The following is a 17,078-nucleotide window of genomic DNA, read 5'->3' as shown; positions in this document are numbered from 1 at the left end:
TCTACATGACCGACATGGTGACCGGGTCGAGACTCACGTAGCGGTTCTCGGCGCGGAACATGTCCATCTCGACCAGCCAATCCTTCCCCGCCGCGCTGACCCGCACCATCGCCGGGCCAACCTGCTCGATGATCACCTCGAAGTTGTGCCGGTGTCCCTCGGGCAGCCTCGTGCCCGACGGGGCGATGGTGATCACGGTCGCGGGTCGCGGGGTGGGTGAGATCGGCGCGACGTGCTCCACGACGCTGACTGTGGTGCGCGGCGCGGGCCGCGCCGTGCTGACGACGCCGATCTCCGGCATCCGCACGCTGGCCCAGCGCGTCATGTCGCGGGTATGCACGCAAACCCGTTCGCCCGCGCCGGCGGTGCGGATCACGATCCGCTTGGCGACGGGATCGTCGGCGGCCACGAAAATCCTTGACAGCTCGCCGGCATCGGTGACGGGGATCAGCAGCCGGTCTCCGTTGTTCAGCTTTCCGACCAGCACGCCCGACGGGCCGATCTCGGTGAGCAGTTGCTCGGGCAGCGGGCTGGGCCGCAGTGCCCGCAGGTATGGCCGCGGGCCACACATGTTGGACGCGGCGGCCGCGGCCTGTTCCCCGTTGAGCCGGCGCAAGATCACACTCGGCGGGGTGGGAGCCGGCGTCGGCGTGCGCACGGTGATCGTCGCGGTGCAGGTCGCATCCGGATATACGGTCACGTTCTGGACGACCTCGTCGGCGCGCAGCGTCCACGCCTGCGACAGCACACGCGAGGCGATCGCGTCGGCCGGATACGCGTATGTCGTCATCCAGCCCGCCTCACCGCGGATGGCCTTCCATCGCTGCGTCTCCCCCTCGATGGCGTCGCACCCCAGCCGCCGATCGAGCTCGGCCAGATCGGTGGCGGTGGCCACCTTCGCCCGCAGCCCCTGGCAACGCAGCAGGCCCGCGATGCGCTGCGCCGCCGAAATGGCCGCGGCGCCAACGGTGGTGCGCCAGCGGAGCGCTTGTGTGTTGTCAATGATGGACAGCCGCATGATCAACCAGGTTTCCCGCCGGCCCGCATACGGCGGGGTGCCGATCTCCGAGTCATAAACCCGCGGGTAGTCCCCGATATTGCCGTGCCGGGACCCAAGTGAGACGACGCTGATCGAGTCGAGCTGCAGACCCAGCGCCTGGTGCATCATCGGCACCAATTCGACGACATCGATGACGTTGTCGGTCTCGACGGTCACCGAACCCGTCACCAAGGTCGCTTGGTGCGCCCGCCCGAGCAGCTGCACCGCCACCACCGCAACACCGTCTTGCACGCGGACCCCGCCGCCGGATCGGTTGTTGGCCACGGTGATCGGGGCGTTCCAGCGGATCGGGCGCCGCCCGCGCCGCCACAGCACCAGCCATGACCACGCCGGCTGACCCCACCAGCGGACGAACACCGCCGCGACCCCGACCGCCACGGCGATCGCCGCACCGATGTAGCCGCCCACCGCCCAACTCGCCGCCGCGAGCAAGAACACCACCCACACCCCGAGGACCCGCCGATTGCTACCCCGGCTGAAGCCGGTCAGCGTGGAGCTCACCGCGCCCTCCTGAGCCGCGCCGCGATCGCGGCCACGAGCACACCGGCGGCCACGGCGCCGACGAACCCGATGGCGATGTTGCGTGCCCGGTGGTCCGCCGGTGGGGGCGGCGGCGCCGGCCTGATGATCCGGCTCTGCGCGCCCGGGGGCATCCGGTCACCCGGCGGGATGTTGAACGTCAGTGCCGCAACGGGATCGACCAAGCCGTACCCGACCTTGTTGTCCACTCCCGCGGGCGGATTGTGCGCCGACTGCACGATCCTGTTGATCACCTGATGAGCGCTCAGGTCGGGGAATTTCGCCCGGACCAGCGCCGCGACGCCGCTGACGTAGGCCGCTGAGAAGCTGGTGCCCCAGAACGGCATGTTCTTCTCGCCGGGCCTCGACGGCGGGTACGCGTTCACCGGCCCACCACCCTGGGGCGAGAGGCCCATGATGTGGGTGCCCGGCGCGGCCACACTCACCCAGGGGCCCGACATGCTCTTGTCGAGCGGGGCACCGGTGGCATCGACCGCACCGACCGACAGGACGTAGTCGGAGAACCACGACGGCGACGAGACAACCTTGACCTGATGCCAGTCCCGCGGATCCGACGGTTCCAGCGGGTCGTACATCGGGTTGTTGTTGCAGCCGGCCTCCCCGTCGTTTCCGGCCGCGGCCACCACCACCGCGTCCTTGACGGTGGCGGCGTACCACAGTGCGGCGCCCAACGCCCGCTGGTCGGCGGGGGCCGCCGCCGGCAGGCAGGCGGTGACCGAAATGTTGATGACCTTCGCGCCCATGTTGGCCGCGTGGACCACCGCGCGCGCCACCGTGTTGAGCGTTCCGGCTTTGACCTTCTCATCGGAGTTGGGGTCCCCCGGCCCGGGGTTGACCGGCTCAAAAGCCCTGGAGGACTGGCGGATTGAGATGATTGTCGCGTGCGGGGCCACGCCCACCACCCCGTCGGGCGCCCCCGGCGGAGGCGGGGGCACCGCGGGTTCGTCCTCGGTCTGCGGATCCGCCGGGCCGTTGGAGCTGGCCGTGGCGCCGCCTCCCTCGGGTGGCGGAGGCGGCGGGGGTGGCGGAGGCGGGATCACCTGGGTGATGGTCACCGGTGGCGGAGGTGGCGGTGGCGCGACCGGCGGCGGGACCTCGACCGGCGGCGGTGGGGCCCCGTTGGCCGGTGGGGGTCCGGCCGGGGGAGGGAACGCCGGTGTCGACGGCATGGGCCGCGGCATGGGCAGAGTCCCCTGCGGCGCAGCGGCGATGATCGAGCCCACGACGGTGCCGTGCGCGTCGCAATCCGACAGGCCGTCCTCACCCATGATGTAGTCACCACCGGGCACGGCCGGCAGCCGCGGGTTGGGCGAAATGCCGGTGTCGATGACCGCCACCGGTACACCGTTGCCGGTGCTGTATTGCCAGGCCTTGCTGATGTTGAGCAGGTTGAAGCCCGGTGCCAGCTGCGCCACGTCGGGATTGCGCACGGTGATGGGCGTCGAGCAGCTGTTGGCGCGCCGCATCGGCTGGTCTGGCTTGGGCGGCCCGTCCGGGGGCGCCAATCCCGGATCCACCTGCGGGGGCGTAATAGCTTGCGCGGCAGGAATATTCGCGGACAGCGCGACGAGGGTCACGGCGGCGGTCACCGCCGCGACCCTCTTTAGTGGCGAATCCACGTGAACAGCCCTCCCAGGGCCGCCGCCGCGGGCAGCAGGACGATGAACGCCAACACTTCCACCCATTCCACCGTCAACCGGATGAAGGGCCTGAACCGCACCGTCGGCACCAGAAGCGCCGCGGCCAGACCGCAGGCTGCGAAGGAGGCGATGGCCACCGCGGGCCAAAGCAGTCCGCTCACAACGTCTTTCGGTACGTAAACGGCGTATTTGACCACTCCGGCGCATACCGCGGCCGCGGCCCCGCAGGCAAGCGCTACGGCCTGGTACTTGGCAGCGAATCCGCGACCCTGGGTGATGAAGATGCCCACCACCAGTCCCGCGACCACCAGCGCCAACCACGCCCAGGGACGCCCCGGCGTCAGCACCCCCCACACGGCGGCGGGCAGGACGATCGACACCCCGACACACACACCGACCTGCACCGCGTTGACCAGCCGCGCCGAGGCGGCGATCGCTGCGCCGCGCGCGGTGATGTCGGTCAATTCGTTGTCCTCGTCCTCGGATTCGTCCTCGCTGACCGGGGAGACCGTGTCGACGGGCATGCCCTCTCGGCGCGCGAACAGGTCGCGTCCGGTGATCGATCCGAAGTGCGGCGGCCGCACCCGGGCCACCCACAGCGCGATCAGCGGGGCCATCCTGACCAAGATCAGCAATCCAACCAGCACGCAGATGGCCAGCACCTGCGCCGAGGCCGGCCGGAACATCCGGACGACGGCAACGGCGGCGAGGATCCCGCTCACCGTCACCACCGCGGTGACGACCGCGGTCTGCCACCGCTTGCGTGTCATCACGCCGATGGCGATGGCACCCAGGATCACGATCACGAGGCCGATCACCCCGTGCGCGGCCCCCAGCGTGCCCGGGGGCGCGCATGCGCCCGCGACGGCCAACAACACCACGGCCAGCCAACCGAATCCGCTGAACAGGTCGCGCCGCTCCCGCCAGCCCCACCAGACGACGGCGGCCCCGACCACCAGCAAGGCCCCGACGGCGCCGGACACCGCGGCCGGGACGGGGTTGTCGGTGAACGTGCGCGCCCGCAACGTCAGCGCCACCACCACCCCGGCCGCCATCGCGATGATCGCGACGGCGGTGTGCGCGGCCGTCAGCGGCGTCACCGGGGCGAACATCCGGTCACCGCCGTCGCGGCCCAGCCACTTGCCCATGGCCGCCAAGCCGGTCGACAACGACTCGTACTGCGGTTCAAAGGATTCGCCGGCCACGCGGGGCACCAGCACCAGGGTGTCCCCGTCCTGCACGCCCAGCTCGTCCAGGCTCTTGTTGATGTCCAGCCGGACACCGTTGATCTTGTGCAGTTCGTAGCTGCCCGCCGGCAGCGTAATGCCGTCAAAACCTTTGCGCTTCAGGTCCGCGTCGAAGAGCTCGACCATTCCCTCGAAGAATCCCTCCACCGGAATTCCGGCCGGGAACACTTGGGAGCAAAGATGCTTCTCGTAGGAAATATTGACCGCACAGCGCGCCGGGAAAGCGACCTTATGCGCTGATGTCACGGCGCTGTCCGCTCCGCATCCGGAATGTATTTGTCGGCCAGGCCGGCGGTGATTTCAAAAAGCCGCAACCGCGTCTTTTTCTTTAATTCATGAACCGTGTCGATGAGCCCGCCTTTGGCCAGGTGCGGATCGAACGGCATCTCTTCGACGGTCGCGCCGACCTTGCTGAACCGCTCGGTCAGGTACGCCAGCGCGTCCTTGTCGGCGATCTGATCGGTGTGGTTGATGATCACGGTGCTGCGCGAGACCAGCTCGTGGTAGCCCTGCGACCGCAGGTAATCCACGGCCCGCAGCACCGGCCGGGACCGGTCCGCGGTTATCCCGGAGACGAACACGAGCGTGTCGGTGTTCTCCAAAACCGGCTTCATCACCTCGTGTTCCAAATCCGGCGAGGTGTCGACGATCATCACGGTGTGGGTTCGCCGCAACCGCGACAAGACCCCCGAGAACATCGCCGGCACCAGCGGCCGGGGCTGGTCCGACGTGCGGTTTCCGGCCAGCACGTCGAGTCCGATCGGGTTCTGCCCCAAGTGTTCACGGATGTCCGCATAGCCTTGGACGTCGGTGTCGTTGATGATGGCGGTGTAGTCGCCCGGCGGCGACTCGTCGATGCGGTCGGCCAGTGTGCCGAAGCCCGGCACCGCGTCAATCGCAATCACGTTCTGCGGGCGGCATTCTCGGAACACCCCACCGATGCAGGCGACCATCGTCGAAACGCCGACTCCGCCCTTACCAGACACCACCGTGATCACGTACTGGCGCCGGATGTGCCGCCGGATACGGTTCTGCAAGTCCCGGTAGTGCCGCTCACTGGGCGATTCACCCGGGTTTATTTTCTTAAAAGAGATGACGTAGATGAATTTCCGCCAACCCGAGCCCGGAGGAATCTTTCGAGGCGCGGCCAGATCGGTAATGCGCATGGTGTCCGACACCGAATCCGGGAAGTTGCGGCCCCCTGACGGATCCCCCCGTCTGAGCGCCCCTTCGTCCGACATATTCGGGTCATTCCAAGGGCTCGTCACGTCGCGATGCTAACACGCTCGGCGATACCGCGTTTACCGATCAAGAAACCCTTCAAGAGCGTAAGGGGTTGCTATTCCACGGCATTGGTTAACTGACTTATCTTGCGTCAGTTGAGAAATCGTCCTCCTGTCAGACCACCCGCCGATACGAGTACCACTCGTCGCCAGCGGGCAAGCGGCGGATGAGTCGCTGCACGGCGCCACTGATGTCGCTGCGGGAACCGGGCGAGACGATCTGATAGCGCCGCTGCCCCGAGATGACGCACTCGATGCAGACGCGTCCGGACGGGGTGTCGACGATGGACACCGACGAATCGCCGACCGCCACGCGCGCCAATTCGTCCGGCCCGACGCCGGCCTGCAGCGCGACGATGGACGCCCGCGCCGAGCGCGCGGGGTCGGCGGCCGCGAGCACGAGCTGCAATTGATCGGCGTCGAGGCGCTGGGCGAGCAGAAAGGTCCGCAGGCTGGCGGAGTCGCGCACCGACGAGAGCAATTGTTCGGTGTCCAGGGTGACCGGCCGCAACGGCGCCGCCTCCGCCACACCGCACAACCGCTCGACTTGCCCGACCACGAGTTCGCTGGCCCCGCCCTCGTCGTTGGCGGTACCGGCCGGGTACAGCCGGATCAGCTCGCCGTGGCGTTCCAGCACCACCCACCAGCTGGCAAAGCGGCAGATGGACACCCGCGTCGGTTCGCGCCCGGGGACGTCGATGCTGACCATCAACGCCAAGTCCCGCCGCAACAGCACGGTGAGCCATTCACGGATCATCGGGTCGACATTGTCGGCCTCGTCGAGGGCGCCGGCAGTCCTCAACTCGGCCACGATCGGGTGGCCCAGCGCCCGTTCAGCGGTGTCCAGCCTCGGCAGCAGCGGGCGCAAGCCCAGCTCGGGGCAGGTCTGCTCCACCCCGGCCACCGCCTGCAACACCCACAGCCCATCGACCGTCGTCGTCAGCATGTCACTTCGCTTCCTAAGCAGCGCCCCTCAACCGGCGGGCCAGACACCGAAGGGGGGCACATGCGCGCGCGCATCTGCCCCACCCTCAATCGCGGTGGTTAGCGGCTCTCAGCCGAACAAGTTGCCGATGTTCTGGTCGGTGGCGAGCGCGTTGTCGAGCACGTGCGAGGTCGTCGTCCCGTGCTGGCTCACGGTGTGGATCAGCCCCTGCAGCCCGGACAGCATCTGCGCTTGCGCGTCGAAGAATTGCCTCGCACCATGTCCGGCGAAGAATTCGGTCAGCTGGTTGGTCCGGTTCGACGTGTCGTCATAAATCCCTTGCAGCTGGCCGGCGCGGGAGCCGATGTCGGAGGCGAAATCTGCCACGGCGCCCGGGTTATAGGTGATCGGGTTGGACATAATGAATTTCCTTTCAAAGACCGATTATGGAATTGAGAGTGAGCGGGCCGTCAGGAGCCGTGGCCGCCGAATAGCGCGCTGAAGGCGTGCGTGGAATCCGCCTCGTGGTGTTCCATCAAGGCTGCCGCCTGCTTGAGACCCTCGGCCAGGCGGGTTCCGCCGGCCAGGACCTTGTTCAGGTCGTTCTGGATTTCGATAGCCGTCGTGTGGGACGCGGTCACCGCTTCACCGGACCAGGTCGACGGGTTCATCACGTTTTCGTGATTCGCGATGTAGCCCTGAGCGATTGCGATTGCCTGCTCCATGTTGGCCTGGATGTGGTTGGAAGCATCGCGTAACACCTGCGCCGATACTTGGATTGTTGAACTGTCCACTTGCGGGTTCTCCTAACTACTGCTGCCCTCCCCCGGGGAATTACCTGGGGCATGAAACGAAGTGTATGAGGGCTATTTGGACCTGTCGATTCACCCTTGGCCGGGCCGGCTTCACACTCTGGTGTCGACAACCCGCACCGTCGCGGGCTGTTCTGATTTGTCTCGGGATCCGCGCTCTCCTCCCGCCCCATGCCCCACCGGCATGCCGCCCATCGGTGTGCCGCCGCCGACCGTGGTGGTCTGCGGACGGATGGCCTCGGCCCCCAACGCCCCGCTCGGCCGCAACCCCACCGGCCGGCCACTGCTGACGGGCTCGAACGCGCTGACGGGACGGGTGAAGCTGGTCGCGGGCATACCCGCACCGCCCAGGGATGCGGCCCCGCCGCCGCCCGATGCGCCTACGGCCGACACCTCCGTCGCGGAGACCGCCGAAACACCCGGCGCCGCCCCGGCCATGGCACCGGGATTGGCGAACATGCCCATCATCGATTGCAGCGGCGACATCATCTGCATCGGCGCCTGCATCATCTGCATCGGCGCCTGCATCGCCTGCGGGACCGCGCCCATCATCGATTGCACCGGCTCCATGAACGAGCCGGCCTGGCTCATGAAGTCCTGGCCGCCGGACGCCGCCTGGCCCGCCCCCTGCGTGCCCGTCTGCGCGCCCTGAAAAGCGGAGCGCATGCCGTCGCCTGCCGCGACCTGGGCGGCGGACTGACCCACCGCCGAAGCCGCCTCCACCGGCGCCGCCGGCGATGCGCCCATGGTTGCCAGCGGCGGCGGAATCGCGAGGCTTTGGGTCAACGCGGTGAGGATCGTTCCGTAGCTGGCGCCGACGGCTGAGTTGTTCGGCCACATCGATCCGAAGTACTCGAGCTCCAGCGACGTGATGCGGGGCGTCAAAGCCCCGAGGACGAGGGGGTTGATGCCGTAGTCGGTGGCGCATTCGGTGCGGTTCTCGATGCATTCGGGCGCTGGGCGCATCGAGCCGTACGCCATCTGATACGCCGAGACCGCGGTGGAAACCACCGCCGGCTTGACGTCCACCCACCCGGCAAGCCCGTGCAGCGACGCGTTCAGCGCGGTGGCGTTGGCTGCGGAGGCCAGGGAGCCGGCACCGACCCAGCTCGCCGACGTGGCCACGGTGTTGATCGTCGAGGCGATGCTCGAGCCGTGATGGGTGGCCGCGAGTGCCGTCCAGGCGGCCTGGTTGGCCAGATGGGTGATGACGCCGGCGCCCGCCTTGAGCAACAAATCGTTGTCCTCAGGCGTACGCGCGGCCCACCCCGGATCGGCCATGCGTACTTCCCCCTTTGTGCGTCGCTGGTCTCAGGCGCCGATTGCCAACGCCAAGCTACGCATGAGCTCGGTGACGACGTACGTTCCCGACGCGAGGCTCTGCGCGCCGGAGAAGAGGCCGCGCTGGGCGGCGTGCTCGGACACCACTCCCAGGTAGCTTCCGCCACACGCGTTGAGCGCCGCCGCAAACATCGCCGAGTCGGGGTCTGCGCCCATCGGCAGCACTCCCAAGAGCACCGGCGCGGCCGCCGAAGCCGCCGCCTGGGTTTCCGCGCTGATGGCCGCCTCCGCGGATGACGACGCCAGCACTGCCTCCGATTGCACCTGCAGCACCATGATTTCCCTCCGATTGCTCAGCGTCTAAAAGACGGGCTTGGCGCCTCAGTCTAGTGCGGTTCGACCGTTCGTGTATTCACTAGCTTTCCTTCCGGCCGCCGGCAGGAAATTACGTGTTTGTTCTGACCGGCGGTATTCCTCGTATGCCACTGCAGACACAGTGGTCACGACGTCACCGGCGAAAGCCTCAGTGCGAGTGGGTCATGCGAATGCGTGGCAGTAATGGCGGCGCCTAAAAGGCGGCCGAACAAGGGAGCGCCGCGGTGCACATTTTTGCCCGGCTTAACGGAGAATCGGCCAACTGTTCCCCTCCGTTTTCGCGGGGCCAGAAATGGCTACGGAAGCTACGCGGGACCGCGCCCGTCGCCGGCCAGCTTCAGCAGCAGCCGAGTCCCGCCGAGCGGGCTGGTCTGCAACGCCGCCGTGCCCCCGTGCAGTTCGGCCTGCTGGGCGACCAGCGCGAGACCCAGACCGGATCCCGAACGCGACGCCGTCGAACCGCGGGCGAACCGCTCGAACACCGTGGCGCGCTCGGATTCCGGCACGCCGGTGCCGTCGTCGTCGATCGCTATCTCCACGCCCTCGCTCGAGCTGCTCACGGTGAGCTGGATCTTGCCGGCGTTGCCGTGCTTGACGGCGTTGGCGATGGCGTTGTCGATCACCAGCCGCAGCCCCGTGGGCAATCCCACCATCAGCACGGTCGGCGAGGGCACCAGCAACACCTCCACCTCGGGGTAGATGCGCAGCGCGTCGTGTGCGGCCCGGTCCAAGAGTTCGGTGATGTCGAACGGGACGAAATCGTCGACGGTGGTGAGCTCGCCCTGCGCGAGCCGTTCCAGCGCCGTCAGGGTGCCCTCGATGCGGCTCTGGGTGCGGATGACGTCGCCGATGACCTCCTGGCGCTGCTCACGCGGCAGGTCCAGGGTGGACAGCACCTCCAGGTTGGTGCGCATGGCCGTCAACGGGGTCCGCAGCTCATGCGAGGCGACCGCCGCGAAGTCACGGGCCGACTCGAGCGCGGCCTTGGTGCGTTGTTGCTCCTTGCCGATGCGCGCGAGCATCCCCTCGACGGCTTCGGCGATCTCCACGGCCTCGCGCACCCCGCGCACCTGGACCTCGTCCGGGCTGGACTGGGCGTTGATGGCGCGGGCCTGCTGCGCCAGCAACAGGAACGGATTCACCATGATCAACGAGATCACCCAGCCGACGACCACCGTGCCGCCGATGACACTGGCGCAGATCAACAGCACCCGCAGGTGCAGCTCGTTGATTCGGTGCTGGGCTTCGGCCAACGGTGCCGCCAGCGCGATCGAGGCGGGCCCCGCGGAGAAGGTGCGGACGCGGTATTGCACCCCGTTGATCGTGGTGTTCGCGTATCCGTTGGGCAGCTTGGGCAGCACGATATTGCTGGGCGCCGACACAGTCTCGTCGCCGATGCGCGCGGTGCGCACCAGGTTGCCGTCCGGCATGGGCTGGTCGGGGCTGGCGTGCTCGACGTTGTTGAGGAGTGAGTTGATGTCGCCCAGGCTGCTGACCGAGTCGAGCCGGCGGTCGAGCTGGCTGTACTGATCGTTGGTGACACCGACCCACACCCAGGTGCCCAGCAGCACCACCAGGGTGATCACCGACAGTGCCGCGACGACGACGATGGTGCGCAGCGACAACACCCGCATCGGCAGATCTACGTGCGGTAACACGCGAAGTCAGGCTCCTCTTGTGCAGCTCGCGGCGCTGGGCCGGGCGGCGGTGGCGACCACCTGACCACAACCTTCACACCGATATCGATTCGCCGCGCTCAGGCCTCGTGGCGTTTCGCAGAGAATCTAACGCCAATCCCTGAGCCGGTCTCCCGCGCCTGCGGTCGGCGCCATTTTGCCCCGACAAGAGTGAGTGAGTACTCTCTCACCATGCTCGCCTCCGGACGTGATCGGCTGCTGGCCGCGGCGCTGAAGCTCTTCGCCGACAAGGGCTACGCGGCGACGTCGGTGGCCGACATCCAGCGGGCATCGGGCCTGGCGCCGGGCTCGGGCGCGCTGTACAAGCACTTCGGCTCCAAGCGCGAGTTGCTCGAGGCCGCCGTCGCGCACCGGATCGACAGCATTGTGGCAGCGCGGGAGCAGTACGACGCCGGACAGCCCGGCGGCGTCGAGCAGGCGGTGCGCACGGCGGGCCAGCTGATCTGGAGCAACCTCAAAGAAAGCGAGGACCTGCTCCGGGTCATGCTGCGCGAACCCGACGAGCTCGGCGATCTCGACGAGAAGACCTGGCAGGTCATCACCGACAACGCCTATCAACGGTTCGCCGACGAACTGGCCGCGTCGAACCGGTCTGGCCGCACCCGGATCCCCGATCCGGAGGCGGCCGCCGCCGTCGCCATCGGGTCGTTGTCCTATGCCGCAACACTGCAGGCGCTGACCGGCCGCCTGCCGGGCAACATCGACGAGGAACGCTACTTCGAGGCGTGGGTCAACCAGACCGTCAGCGTCCTCGCCCAATTCGGAAACCGTTGAGAGCAACCACAATTCAGGAGTGAAGCCGTGACTTTCTCATTGCAACTGACCGACGACGTGATCGAGGTGCGCGATTGGGTGCACAAGTTCGCCGCCGACGTCATCCGCCCCGCGGCCTCGGAATGGGACGAACGGGAGGAAACCCCGTGGCCGGTGATCCAGGAGGCCGCGAAGGTGGGCCTGTACTCCCCCGACTTCTTCGCGCAGCAGGCGGCCGAGCCCACCGGTCTGGGCATGCTCACCGCGTTCGAGGAGATGTTCTGGGGCGACGCCGGCATCGCGCTGTCCATCATGGGCACTGGCCTGGCCGCGGCGGCCTTGGCGGGCAACGGAACTCCCGAACAGCTGGGCCGCTGGCTGCCCGAAATGTTCGGTACGGCCGACGAGCCGAAGCTGGGCGCGTTCTGCTCGTCCGAGCCCGACGCGGGTTCCGACGTCGGCGCCATCCGCACCCGGGCCCGCTACGACGAGGCCAGCGGGGAGTGGGTCCTCAACGGCACCAAGACGTGGGCGACCAACGGCGGCATCGCCAACGTGCACATCGTGGTGGCGTCGGTCTACCCCGAGCTCGGCACCCGCGGCCAGGCCACCTTCGTCGTCCCCGCGGGCGTCAACGGGCTGGCGCAGGGCCAGAAGTTCAAAAAGCACGGGATTCGGGCGTCCCACACCGCCGAGGTGGTGCTGGACAATGTGCGACTTCCCGAAGACCACATCCTCGGTGGGCGGGACAAGTTCGAGGCGCGGATCGCCCGCGTCAAGTCGGGCGCCTCGGCGCGGAGTCAGGCGGCGATGAAGACCTTCGAGCGCACCCGGCCCACGGTCGGCGCGATGGCGGTCGGCGTTGCCCGGGCCGCCTACGAATACGCCCTCGACTATGCCTGCCAGCGTGAGCAATTCGGCCGCAAGATCGGCGAATTCCAGGCCGTCGCGTTCAAGCTGGCCGACATGAAGAGCCGCATCGACGCCGCCCGGCTGCTGGTGTGGCGGGCCGGGTGGATGGCGCGCAACAACCAATCCTTCGACGCGGCGGAGGGGTCGATGGCCAAACTGGTGGCCAGCGAGACGGCCGTCTACGTCACCGACGAGGCGATCCAGATCCTGGGCGGCAACGGCTACACGCGCGACTATCCCGTGGAGCGGATGCACCGCGACGCCAAGATCTTCACCATTTTCGAGGGCACCAGCGAGATCCAGCGCCTGGTGATCTCGCGGGCGGTGACCGGCTTGCAGATCCGTTAGCGGCCGCAGCCCGCGGTCCACGCCGCGGCACGCGCGCGACATGATGGCCGGATGACCACCGAGATCCGGGTCCTCGACGGCGAGGACGAGCTCCTGGCGGCCGCCAACGTGTTTCGCGTCGCCATGATCGGCCTCCCGCCGTTGCCAGACCTGCCGCCCGGCCGCATCGCCACGCTGCTCGAAGCCGGCCGCACCGTCGGCGCATTCGCCGGCGGTCAACTGGTCGGCACGGCGGACGCGGTGACGAGTCGGATGACGCTGCCCGGCGGTGCGCTGGTGGGGCACGCCGCCGTCACGCATATCGGGGTGCTGCCGTCGTTCACCCGGCAGGGCATCGCCACGGAGCTGATCCGTCATCAGTTGCGAGACATCGCGGCCCGCGGTGAAGTGGTCGCGTCGCTGCGGGCCTCGGAGGCGACGATCTACGGCCGGTACGGGTACGGCGTCGCCAGCTCGTCGCAGACCGTCGAGGTGCAGACCGCGCGGGCGGCGCTGCGGCGCGACGTCGGGCCCGGCGGTCCTGTGCGGTTGATCGATGCCGCGCAGGCATGGCAGCTGTTGCCCCGCATCTATGCCGAGCATCGCCCGTCGCGTCCGGGCACCATCGACCGGCCGTGCGTGTGGTGGCAGAGCCTGCGGCTGCGCACCGAGTCGTCGCCGCAGCCTTCGTACGTCGCGGTGCACGGTGCTCCGGGAGCCGAATCGGGGTTCGCCCGCTATCGTCCCGTCGACACCGAGCGGTGGTTCGTCAGCGACCAGCGCACCATCGCCGTGGAGGACTTCTTCGCACCCACCGCGGAGGCCTACCTGGGGCTGCTGCGGTTCCTGCTTGGCCTGGACCTCATTGACCGCGTGGTGTTTTGGATGCTTCCACTCGACGACCCGTTGCCGTGGCTGCTCACCGATCGGCGGGCCGCGCGGGTCACCGCGGTGCACGACGAGACGTGGCTGCGGGTCGTCGACGTGCCGCGGGCACTGGCGGCGCGCCACTACAGCGGCGACGGTGCCGTCACCATCGCGGTGAAAGACGCTATGGTGCTGGACAATTCGCGTCGCTTCACCGTCACCGGCGGCGGTGCCGAACCGACCGAGCGGCGGGCACAACTGGAGGTCGACGTCGAGGGGCTGGCCGGCGTCCTGCTCGGCGGCACGACCTGGCGCGACCTCGCCATCGCTGGTTTGGCGCGGGCCGACGACCCGTCGGCACTTGCGGTGGCCGATCGGCTGTTCGCGGTCCCGGACGCGCCCCATGCCGGGTTCTTCTTCTAGCCGCGTGGGTATGCCGGTCGCGTGATCGTCATCGTCGGCGCGGGGGTGTGCGGGCTGGCCGCCGCCTACGAGCTGGCGCGGCGCGGGGAGCCCGCGATCGTGCTGGAGCGCGGCCAGCCGTTCGGCGAGCAGTCCACGGGACCGGGCCGCATCTTCCGGATCGCCCACCGGCGCCCGGCGCTGTGCCGCCTGGCCTTGCGGGCCCACACCGGTTGGCAGCGCTGGGAAGCCGAACTCGGCGTGGGCCGGCTGCTGGGCTCGGAGGGGTTCATCGCTGCCGGCGCATGCGACGAGACCGCCGCGGCGATGACGGACGCCGGCGCGCAGTTCCGCTGGGTAGACGCGGCCGAAATCGCCAGGCGGATCCCGTTTGCGTCCCCTCCCTGGGAGGGCGGTGTGTTTGATCCGCTCGGCGGCAGCCTGCGCGTCGGCCGGGCACTGTCCGCGTTGGCGCGGCGGGTCGACGTCCGGCCTGGTGACGTCGTGTCCGTCGCGGACGACGGTGCGACGACCCTCGCGGACGGGACGGTGCTGCGGGGCGAGCGGGTGCTGATCTGCGCCGGGGTGCGGACGCCGGAGCTCTTCGGCCCGCTCGGCGTGCAGTTCGCCCCGCACACCCGATTCGCCTACGAGGGCGCCGACGCGACCGGTGCGGCGTGCCTGTCGGCGCCCGAGGGCTACGGGCTGCCGCTCGGCACCACGGGCCGGTGGGCGTTCGGCCAGCAGGTGCCGGACCCCGCGACGGTGCGTGCGTTGTTCCCGGCGCTTTCGCCGGTGGCCCGGGTGGACTGCGTGACGGTGCGCGCGCCGTGGCTCGACGCGGGCGGTGACGGCTGGACGGTGGCGCGCCGCGGCCGTGTCGTCGCGTTCGTCGGCAGCAACCTGATGAAGTTCGGTCCGCTGCTGGGTGAACTGCTCGCGCGGGCGGTCCTCGAGGACGCGTTGCCCAATTCGCTTCAGACAGTGTCGGACTGACGCGTCGGTCGGTGTTCACCGCTGATGGGTCAGCGGTCAACGCCACACATCGCCGCCAGCGTTGGGAAGGCTTCCCTTCCTGCGCAGCGTCGCGCGTAATCCGCACGAAAGTTAGGGACGTTTGGCCCTAGGTCGGCTCGTCGCTGCCTCGAAATACTTGGGCGGCTTGATAGCTGGGCCCCGTGGAGGTAATCGATGACGGCTGAAGCACCGCCGGTCAGCGGCCTGGAAGCCGGCCGGCCGTTTCCCGCGCGCACCGGCCCCAGGGGCAGCCTGATCTACAAGGTCATCAGCACCACCGACCACAAGATGATCGGCATCATGTACATGGTCGCCTGTTTCATCTTCTTCTTCATCGGTGGCCTGATGGCACTGCTCTTGCGCCTCGAACTGGCGCGGCCCGGGCTGCAATTCCTCTCCAACGAGCAGTACAACCAGCTGTTCACCATGCACGGCACGGCGATGTTGCTGTTCTACGCGACTCCCATCGTTTTCGGATTCGCCAATCTCGTGCTGCCCCTACAGATCGGCGCACCCGACGTCGCATTCCCGCGGCTGAACGCGCTGTCGTTCTGGCTCTTCATCTGCGGGGCGCTGATAGCGTTGGGCGGCTTCATCGTTCCCGGCGGTGCGGCCGATTTCGGGTGGACCGCCTACACGCCGCTCTCCGACGCCGTACACAGCCCTGGCGTGGGTGGCGACTTGTGGATTCTGGGCGTCGGCGTCGGAGGTCTGGGCACCATTCTGGGGGCGGTCAACATGATCACCACGGTGGTCTGCCTGCGAGCGCCGGGCATGACCATGTTCCGGATGCCCATCTTCACCTGGAACATTCTGGTGACCAGTGTTCTTGTCCTGGTGGTCTTCCCGCTCCTGACCGCCGCGCTATTCGGCTTGGAGGCCGACCGCCGCATCGGCGCGCACATCTACGACGCGTCCAACGGCGGGGTCATCCTGTTTCAGCATTTGTTCTGGTTCTTCGGACATCCCGAGGTGTACGTCATCGCGCTGCCGTTCTTCGGCATCATCTCCGAGATCATCCCGGTGTTCTCGCGCAAGCCGCTGTTCGGGTACACCACACTGGTTTACGCGACGCTCGCCATCGCCGCCCTATCGGTAGCGGTATGGGCACACCACATGTACGCCACCGGCGCCGTGCTGCTGCCCTTCTTCTCTTTCATGACATTCCTGATCGCCGTCCCCACCGGGATCAAGTTCTTCAACTGGATCGGCACGATGTGGAAGGGGCAACTCACCTTCGAGACCCCGATGCTGTTCTCGGTGGGCTTCCTGGTGACCTTCCTGCTGGGCGGCCTTACCGGGGTGATGCTGGCCAGCCCCCCGCTGGACTTCCACATCAGCGACACCTACTTCGTGGTGGCGCACTTCCACTACACGCTCTTCGGCACCATCGTGTTCGCCACCTATGCGGGAATCTACTTCTGGTTCCCGAAGATGACCGGACGCCTGCTGGACGAGCGGCTGGGCAAGCTGCAGTTCTGGCTGACGTTCATCGGCTTCCACACCACCTTCCTGGTGCAGCACTGGCTGGGCACTTCGGGTATGCCCCGCCGCTACGCGGACTACCTGCCCACCGATGGGTTCGCGACGCTCAACTTCGTCTCCACCATCGGGGCGTTTATCCTCGCCGTCTCGGTTTTGCCGTTCTTGTGGAACGTGTTCAAGAGCTGGCGCTACGGCGAACCCGTCCTGGTGGACGACCCGTGGGGCCACGGCAACTCGCTGGAGTGGGCGAGCAGTTGCCCGCCGCCGCGGCACAACTTCACCGAGCTGCCCCGGATCCGTTCGGAGCGGCCGGCTTTCGAATTGCATTACCCGCACATGGTGGAGCGGCTGCGTACCGAGGCACATGTGGGACGCAGACAATTGGTGAATGCCGAAGCCGGCGACACCACCGCGCGGGAGCTTCGGTAGGCGGCTATCCCCCGGAAGCTAGTTGC

15 protein-coding genes are annotated in these 17,078 nt (G+C 68.0%); 5 read left to right on the top strand and 10 right to left on the bottom strand.

The annotated features are described in order from the left end of the window. Position 1 precedes the first annotated feature (1 nt). The 10 genes from eccE to H7J89_RS09735 form a co-directional block, all read right to left on the bottom strand. Positions 2-1,561, bottom strand: a complete 1,560-nt coding sequence (gene eccE, locus H7J89_RS09780) for a type VII secretion protein EccE (RefSeq protein ID WP_264042923.1) — start codon at positions 1,559-1,561, stop codon at positions 2-4. Continuing rightward, the gene (mycP, locus tag H7J89_RS09775) at positions 1,558-3,219 is read right to left on the bottom strand and encodes a type VII secretion-associated serine protease mycosin (protein WP_264042921.1); all 1,662 of its coding nucleotides are present in this window, start codon (positions 3,217-3,219) and stop codon (positions 1,558-1,560) included. Before mycP ends, eccE begins: the two co-directional genes overlap by 4 nt. Further along, positions 3,204-4,733, bottom strand: coding sequence for a type VII secretion integral membrane protein EccD (gene eccD, locus H7J89_RS09770; protein WP_264042919.1), 1,530 nt, complete (start codon positions 4,731-4,733; stop codon positions 3,204-3,206). Before eccD ends, mycP begins: the two co-directional genes overlap by 16 nt. Continuing rightward, complete coding sequence (locus tag H7J89_RS09765) at positions 4,730-5,755, bottom strand: MinD/ParA family ATP-binding protein (RefSeq protein ID WP_156622511.1); 1,026 nt, start codon at positions 5,753-5,755, stop codon at positions 4,730-4,732. The genes eccD and H7J89_RS09765 overlap by 4 nt, the downstream gene beginning before the upstream one ends. A 130-nt stretch (positions 5,756-5,885) precedes the next feature. Then, on the bottom strand, positions 5,886-6,716 hold the full coding sequence (locus H7J89_RS09760; protein WP_264042914.1) for an ESX secretion-associated protein EspG: 831 nt from the start codon (positions 6,714-6,716) through the stop codon (positions 5,886-5,888). 108 nt (positions 6,717-6,824) lie between these two features. Further along, positions 6,825-7,115, bottom strand: coding sequence for a WXG100 family type VII secretion target (locus tag H7J89_RS09755; RefSeq protein ID WP_264042912.1), 291 nt, complete (start codon positions 7,113-7,115; stop codon positions 6,825-6,827). Positions 7,116-7,165: 50 nt separating this feature from the next. Then, positions 7,166-7,489 (bottom strand): WXG100 family type VII secretion target, encoded by a 324-nt coding sequence (locus H7J89_RS09750; RefSeq protein WP_264042910.1) that lies wholly within the window; start codon positions 7,487-7,489, stop codon positions 7,166-7,168. 111 nt (positions 7,490-7,600) lie between these two features. Then, entirely contained in the window at positions 7,601-8,788 is a 1,188-nt protein-coding gene (locus tag H7J89_RS09745; RefSeq protein WP_264042908.1) for a PPE family protein, read from the bottom strand. Positions 8,789-8,818: 30 nt separating this feature from the next. Beyond that, a complete protein-coding gene (locus tag H7J89_RS09740) occupies positions 8,819-9,124 on the bottom strand; it encodes a PE domain-containing protein (protein ID WP_066953560.1) in 306 nt (101 codons plus the stop codon). Positions 9,125-9,468: 344 nt separating this feature from the next. Beyond that, positions 9,469-10,797, bottom strand: a complete 1,329-nt coding sequence (locus tag H7J89_RS09735; protein ID WP_264043791.1) for a sensor histidine kinase — start codon at positions 10,795-10,797, stop codon at positions 9,469-9,471. A gap of 234 nt (positions 10,798-11,031) precedes the next feature. Between H7J89_RS09735 and H7J89_RS09730 the strand changes: the two genes are divergently transcribed. The 5 genes from H7J89_RS09730 (at position 11,032) to ctaD (ending at position 17,052) form a co-directional block, all read left to right on the top strand. Continuing rightward, the gene (locus H7J89_RS09730) at positions 11,032-11,634 is read left to right on the top strand and encodes a TetR/AcrR family transcriptional regulator (protein WP_264042904.1); all 603 of its coding nucleotides are present in this window, start codon (positions 11,032-11,034) and stop codon (positions 11,632-11,634) included. A gap of 27 nt (positions 11,635-11,661) precedes the next feature. Next, a complete protein-coding gene (locus H7J89_RS09725; RefSeq protein ID WP_264042902.1) occupies positions 11,662-12,873 on the top strand; it encodes an acyl-CoA dehydrogenase family protein in 1,212 nt (403 codons plus the stop codon). A gap of 51 nt (positions 12,874-12,924) precedes the next feature. Then, positions 12,925-14,142, top strand: coding sequence for a GNAT family N-acetyltransferase (locus H7J89_RS09720; RefSeq protein ID WP_264042900.1), 1,218 nt, complete (start codon positions 12,925-12,927; stop codon positions 14,140-14,142). Positions 14,143-14,163: 21 nt separating this feature from the next. Then, positions 14,164-15,117 carry an NAD(P)/FAD-dependent oxidoreductase gene (locus tag H7J89_RS09715; protein ID WP_264042898.1) on the top strand — a complete coding sequence of 318 codons (954 nt, stop codon included), beginning with the start codon at positions 14,164-14,166 and terminating at the stop codon, positions 15,115-15,117. A gap of 195 nt (positions 15,118-15,312) precedes the next feature. Beyond that, positions 15,313-17,052, top strand: coding sequence for an aa3-type cytochrome oxidase subunit I (gene ctaD / locus H7J89_RS09710; protein ID WP_264042896.1), 1,740 nt, complete (start codon positions 15,313-15,315; stop codon positions 17,050-17,052). The last annotated feature ends 26 nt before the right edge of the window (positions 17,053-17,078 follow it).

This window comes from Mycobacterium paraffinicum (assembly GCF_025822865.1).
Lineage (GTDB): Bacteria > Actinomycetota > Actinomycetes > Mycobacteriales > Mycobacteriaceae > Mycobacterium > Mycobacterium paraffinicum.
This window is presented reverse-complemented; position numbering and strand designations above follow the sequence as displayed.

Excerpts from the sequence above, each read along its gene's own strand:
- H7J89_RS09740 (WP_066953560.1), bottom strand. The coding sequence starts at position 9,124 with ATGGTGCTGCAGGTGCAATCGGAGGCAGTGCTGGCGTCGTCATCCGCG.
- H7J89_RS09755 (WP_264042912.1), bottom strand. The coding sequence starts at position 7,115 with ATGTCCAACCCGATCACCTATAACCCGGGCGCCGTGGCAGATTTCGCC.
- H7J89_RS09730 (WP_264042904.1), top strand. The coding sequence starts at position 11,032 with ATGCTCGCCTCCGGACGTGATCGGCTGCTGGCCGCGGCGCTGAAGCTC.
- H7J89_RS09720 (WP_264042900.1), top strand. The coding sequence starts at position 12,925 with ATGACCACCGAGATCCGGGTCCTCGACGGCGAGGACGAGCTCCTGGCG.
- ctaD (WP_264042896.1), top strand. The coding sequence starts at position 15,313 with ATGACGGCTGAAGCACCGCCGGTCAGCGGCCTGGAAGCCGGCCGGCCG.
- H7J89_RS09760 (WP_264042914.1), bottom strand. The coding sequence starts at position 6,716 with ATGCTGACGACGACGGTCGATGGGCTGTGGGTGTTGCAGGCGGTGGCC.
- H7J89_RS09745 (WP_264042908.1), bottom strand. The coding sequence starts at position 8,788 with ATGGCCGATCCGGGGTGGGCCGCGCGTACGCCTGAGGACAACGATTTG.
- H7J89_RS09735 (WP_264043791.1), bottom strand. The coding sequence starts at position 10,797 with ATGCGGGTGTTGTCGCTGCGCACCATCGTCGTCGTCGCGGCACTGTCG.